Source organism: Shewanella aquimarina, from assembly GCF_023349185.1.
Lineage (GTDB): Bacteria > Pseudomonadota > Gammaproteobacteria > Enterobacterales > Shewanellaceae > Shewanella > Shewanella aquimarina.
On record NZ_JAKIKY010000024.1, the window covers coordinates 1 to 5136 of the forward strand.

Genomic DNA, 5136 nt, shown 5'->3' on the forward strand with positions numbered 1-5136 from the left:
TGAACTCTGCACTGAATGTCGGTCTTGTGTTCTTCATTTCTACCACCTTTTTTCCAGAAGTGAGTCTATCACTTCGTCTATTCAGGTGGCCAAATTCACTATGCCACTACATTTGTTGTGTTCTCTTACTTCAAACAAACGCAATTTAGTCGTGAAATGTCGTTAAAGTTGTTTGGTATAAGTCTGCCGCTTGTAACGCTGTTGTTTTACCGGAATGCCTTTCCTTACTACTACACCTTTATGTTGGCCTCTGTCAGTGTGTTATCCGCCGTTACATGGGATGGAGCACGAGGTTATTTGAATCATAGGATGTGCCGTTTCACCTTCTTCATTTTAGCAATTCTCTTCACGGTTTCTATTGTGGCAAATGGTCTTGTTTTACCGACGAAAAGGTCACTTAACTATCAACGCCAATTCATCGATGAGGTTCACAAGGTATTCCCTGAGCCAGTAGCTTACATAGATTGCTGCTCAATGGTTTCTAGATATTCGAAGCAAGGCTTTTTTATGAGTACATGGGGCTATGAAGATTACTACACCAGAGGTGTTCCTGTGATTCAGTCTGTAGTAGAAGAAAATACCCCGGTATTCGTCATCGCCAATAGCCATTATCTCAATGCATTAAATGGAGTGAATTCTAGTGACTGGTTATTGGATCAAGATACCAAGGCTCTTAAATCTAACTACATCCACCATTGGGCAAAGCTGTTTGTTGCTGGAAAAGTGCTAAAGTTTGCTAAAGGGGATAAAGAGCAAGCGATGCAAATTAGCATTGAAGGTGAGTACACATTAGAGGGAAGTTTCGATGTCGGGATAGACGGACATACTTGGAAAAGTGGCCAGGTTCGGTTTCTATCAAAAGGCTCATATCTAATGAGCGCTACAGATGTTGGAGAGGTAGTTATACGCTGGGGCAACCATTTGTATCGACCAGAAGCATTGATGCAATCACAAGCGTTGTTTACCGGATTTTGAACTTGGTTGAAGTATAAGAAGGGGATGAATTGATGAAGTTAATAGTCCAGATACCTTGCTACAACGAAGCGGATAATATTGCGGCGGTCATACAGGCGATTCCAAGAGACATTGAAGGCATAGATAAGGTGGAAATCCTAATCATAGATGATGGCTCGACGGATGGAACGGCAGAGCTGGCTCGAACTTTAGGCGTGGATCATATTCTTACTAATTGTAGCAATAAAGGACTGGCTTACTCTTTTCGTCAAGGGTTGGAGGAGTGTTTACGTCAACACGCGGACATTATCGTGAATACTGATGGTGATAACCAATACAAGGGGGAAGATATTGCTCTCTTAGTAAAGCCAATTTTAGAGCAGCGAGCCGAGATTGTGGTAGGAGATCGTGGTGGTTACAGCAATAAACACTTCTCTTTTTATAAGCGCTGTTTACAAGTGTTTGGCAGTTTTGTGATTGCCAGAGCGACTGGGCTTCCAGTGAGTGACGCTGTGAGTGGTTTTCGTGCTATCAGCCGCAGTGCTGCTCAACAAATCAATATTGTGTCTGACTTCAGTTACACCATTGAGATGCTGATCCAAGCCAGTGCGAAGCGTTTAAACGTGCTTTCTGTGCCGATTAGAACCAATGAAAAAACGCGCGAGTCACGCCTATTTAGGAGTATCCCGCAATTTTTAAAAATGTCGGTTTCGACCCTAGCTCGGATCTACACTATGTATCGTCCTTTACAGGTGTTCTTGTTTATTGGGCTTGTTGCCATGGCTTGTGGTGTGCTTCCGATTGTGCGTTTCTTATACTTCTTTCTTCATGGGGCTGGCGATGGCCACGTGCAGTCTTTAGTGCTCGGCTCTACCTTGTTGATTTTAGGCTTTATTACTATTTTAATGGGGTTGGTCGCTGACTTGATTGGTTTCAATCGAAAGTTGACGGAGAAGGTACTGCATAGAATTGAAGTATTGGAAGAAAAGTTAGATCAGAAAGAACATCTCATAGCTGCCCATGAATTGGAGCAGCGAAGCAAGAACGCTAGAAAAAGTGCATAAGGGTTAGGTCATGGGGCAGTAAAAAGCTTATCTAAGTGCGACGCAACAGCTTCTGCGTTTACAATAGGCATAGCACGTGTTGCTTCAAGCATTTCATCTGGACATTCCGCGATACTCTCCGCCAAATTGTAAATACCATCTAGTAGTTCTTTATGGCTTCCTTCTCTTACTAAACGTACAGCGATATTCTTTTCTAGACATAAAGGTTTTAGACCTGCTGTTCTAGCACTTACAAATGGCTTGCCTGCTGCCATGATTTGATAAATCTTATTTGGAATCACACTCTTAGCTTTATTTGATGTGCCAAATATACCGAGGCAAATATCGCAGCTCTGTAGTAAGTTGTTAAGTTTTTTGTAATCAACCCATTCTAACCGACGAATGGACGAGATATTTTCTTGAGCTATCCGATCATCAATCTGTTTAGATAATTGCCCTTTTCCTACGATTAACCAATTTATACGCTTATCATTGTCTAAATCGAGTTTTGCAGCATTGACTATGGTGTCCAGGCCGTGTAGCGGTATAAATTGTCCATAGAAAAGCACTTTTATGTTATTTAAGTCAATTTTAGGAAGGGCTGAATTACGATGAAAGTTATCAGCTTCGACCCCAACAGGAACCCAACTGATTTTTTTGTGTGTGAGTTTGTATATCGATCCGAAATACTCTGCATGAGCAGGTGTATCAAGGAAGCAAGATGTGGCAAGTTTACTCGCTAATAGCTCTATTCTGTAGAGTAGCTTGGCTAATGGATGGTGTTTAGAGATAATTTTTCTATCATTAACGACTGTATCGTAGAGAGATAAAAAAACATCCCAGTGAATTTTTGCATTTCGTAATTTGGACCAAGGCCAAAGTACAATGACATCCAAAAGGCCCAAATAAGGGACAACGATGTGCTTGTGTTTTGGGGTTCGCCAATATTTTACAATTAATATGGGGTATGCTAGTAACAGGTGCCATAAAACTTTCAGCTTCTTATTCCAGCTAGTAATCTGACTTTTATCCTCAACTCCCCGCCATACATGACTATGAACTTGTACGGTTTGATAGCCAAGCGCTTGTGCTGCTTGTACTAGCAATCGAACGCGAGGTTTTCCTATATCATAGGTCCCCCAAAATATGATTTTATTCTCAGTTTGCATTTTTCTTTGCTACAACTATGAAACCATCACCTAATTCGGTGTTTCTGAACAAATACTGAGTTTTAAACGCAATGCGCATAAGTGATCTACCCAGCAGATTTGTCTGAAAACGATATAATTTACCTTCTGCAGTGCGCTCAACTCCACTTCGAGCTGTAGCTGTTCTTTTGTCATTTGATTTCTGTTTTAAGCTAGATCTTTTAATTAATGTTTTTAGCACAAACGAGCTAATGTTGGCCAGTGGGAACCCATATGTTTCAAAGTGAATGATGCTTAATCCAGACCTTTCTATTAGGGATATAAGTACGTCTTTATCATATCTCCGACAATGGCCAGCCCATTCGTCTGAAGGACCGAATTTTCTAGAGTGAGATGGGACCGTAATTATTGCGAGCCCACCAACTTTTAAGTAAGAGACCCAGCTTTTTAGAGCCGCTTTGTCATCTTCAATATGTTCTAAAACTTCGCACGATAAAATATAATCAAAATGGGCATTCCAGCTTTCAGATGGCCTCCCAGTTAATTGTACATTTCCCATTCCTTCAGTCATCAATTGGAAAATTTTGCGAGCCTCAGTTGCCGTTTCGTAACCTATACAACTGAATTCTTCTAAAGCTAAGTCCCTCATTAACGAACCAGCTCCAGGACCAATCTCAAGCAGCTTTCCTTTAGGATAAGAGGTTAACAAATTGAGTACTCTTTGGCGGCGCATTGCAAAGCGCGGAGCTGGGACCCAACTATCACTTATATAGCCCCCATAATCTTTGTCATTCTGAACAGATTTAGTCATATTTTTGTCCGTATTGAACTCTGTTTCTTTAAGATTCGATGAATGTAGAACGGAGTCAGTAATCCTGACACTGAAAATATTAACGTGCGATTTATTAGAGCGACCAATAGGGCATCGCTGACATTAATTGATATGTTTTTACTCAGAAAAACAGTACTTGCTTCCACTACCCCCAAAGCGCCAGGGGTTATGCTAGCGTGATACATAACATCTTGATTTCCTCCTAAGTAAAGTGCGGCGCCTAGTGCTTGTGGATTGTCTAAAGCGTAGAAAATAAGTGCGATGGAAGCCGTCGATAGCGCAGTATTAATAAAGGAAAGTAGGCCTATTTTAATAATGACAGTTCTATTTGTACGCAGTTTTTTCCAGCTGTCGAGTACGTTTTTTAGTTTTTTTATTTTTTCATTGTGAGTGTTATTTATTGTTGGTGACCAACATATAAGAACGCCAAATATTAGTGCTGCACTACTGAAAATAATCAACCCAAGTCGATCTATCTCATTCGTTTGTAAAAACAACCAAGTTAGCCCTGAAAGGCCTAATAAGGATGCGATAAATAGAGTGAGCAATGACTGCCATGCAAATATTGCGGAGAAGTCCGTTAGCGACAAGTTATGTTGCTGTTTTAGATATAATCCCCTTACCGCCGCACCTCCTTTCATCGGTAGAATAATATTTAAGCTTCGTGATACTACAGTGATTCCAAAGTAATCATGGAATGTTAATTCAATGCCGTAAGGTTTTACCATTAATAAAGTAAAAAGACCTGATACCCATATTGAGATTAGTTGTATGAATATTAATAGCAATACGAGCGAAAGAGATAGTGAGAAAAGCTTAACGAAATCGTGAGGGTGAGTAGCGATATAATGAAAAGCCCAGGCAAAGAACAGTATAGGGATTCCGTAGGCTACACCTATTTGTAAATGCTTATTAGAGTAGTTGATATTCATTTCGCCTCTGGCTACTGACATTGTAAAAGTCCTACTGTACAAGGTGTTACACTGCTTCTTACTAGTCTAGAACAGAGTGAGAGATTTAGAGTGATTTCGTGTGATGGGGGAATGGATATGTAGTGGTCAACTAAAATTGGCCACGGTTTTGTATTCAAGCCAGTATCTTCGCTCTGACTCATTAGGTGTTAGCCCACCGTTATATTGATGTGGTCTCAGCTGACTGT

General features: G+C 40.6%; 5 protein-coding genes. 2 read left to right on the forward strand and 3 right to left on the reverse strand.

The window, feature by feature from the left end; genetic code table 11:
- The first annotated feature begins 156 nt into the window (after positions 1-156).
- Together L2731_RS19360 and L2731_RS19365 are read left to right on the forward strand one after the other, a co-directional pair.
- Positions 157-975 carry a hypothetical protein gene (locus L2731_RS19360; RefSeq protein ID WP_249254875.1) on the forward strand — a complete coding sequence of 273 codons (819 nt, stop codon included), beginning with the start codon at positions 157-159 and terminating at the stop codon, positions 973-975.
- Between the two features lie 32 nt (positions 976-1007).
- The gene (locus tag L2731_RS19365) at positions 1008-2018 is read left to right on the forward strand and encodes a glycosyltransferase family 2 protein (protein WP_249254876.1); all 1011 of its coding nucleotides are present in this window, start codon (positions 1008-1010) and stop codon (positions 2016-2018) included.
- 8 nt (positions 2019-2026) lie between these two features.
- Here the strand turns inward: L2731_RS19365 and L2731_RS19370 are convergent, their stop codons facing one another.
- The 3 genes from L2731_RS19370 to L2731_RS19380 are packed head-to-tail and all read right to left on the reverse strand — an operon-like array spanning position 2027 to position 4930.
- Positions 2027-3166 carry a glycosyltransferase gene (locus L2731_RS19370; protein WP_249254877.1) on the reverse strand — a complete coding sequence of 380 codons (1140 nt, stop codon included), beginning with the start codon at positions 3164-3166 and terminating at the stop codon, positions 2027-2029.
- A complete protein-coding gene (locus tag L2731_RS19375; protein ID WP_249254878.1) occupies positions 3156-3956 on the reverse strand; it encodes a class I SAM-dependent methyltransferase in 801 nt (266 codons plus the stop codon). Before L2731_RS19375 ends, L2731_RS19370 begins: the two co-directional genes overlap by 11 nt.
- A complete protein-coding gene (locus tag L2731_RS19380) occupies positions 3953-4930 on the reverse strand; it encodes a lysylphosphatidylglycerol synthase transmembrane domain-containing protein (protein ID WP_249254879.1) in 978 nt (325 codons plus the stop codon). The genes L2731_RS19375 and L2731_RS19380 overlap by 4 nt, the downstream gene beginning before the upstream one ends.
- Positions 4931-5136 lie beyond the last annotated feature (206 nt).

Bases quoted from the DNA above. Each gene is read 5' to 3' on its own strand.
- L2731_RS19360 (WP_249254875.1), top strand. From the start codon at position 157: ATGTCGTTAAAGTTGTTTGGTATAAGTCTGCCGCTTGTAACGCTGTTG.
- L2731_RS19365 (WP_249254876.1), top strand. From the start codon at position 1,008: ATGAAGTTAATAGTCCAGATACCTTGCTACAACGAAGCGGATAATATT.
- L2731_RS19370 (WP_249254877.1), bottom strand. From the start codon at position 3,166: ATGCAAACTGAGAATAAAATCATATTTTGGGGGACCTATGATATAGGA.
- L2731_RS19375 (WP_249254878.1), bottom strand. From the start codon at position 3,956: ATGACTAAATCTGTTCAGAATGACAAAGATTATGGGGGCTATATAAGT.
- L2731_RS19380 (WP_249254879.1), bottom strand. From the start codon at position 4,930: ATGTCAGTAGCCAGAGGCGAAATGAATATCAACTACTCTAATAAGCAT.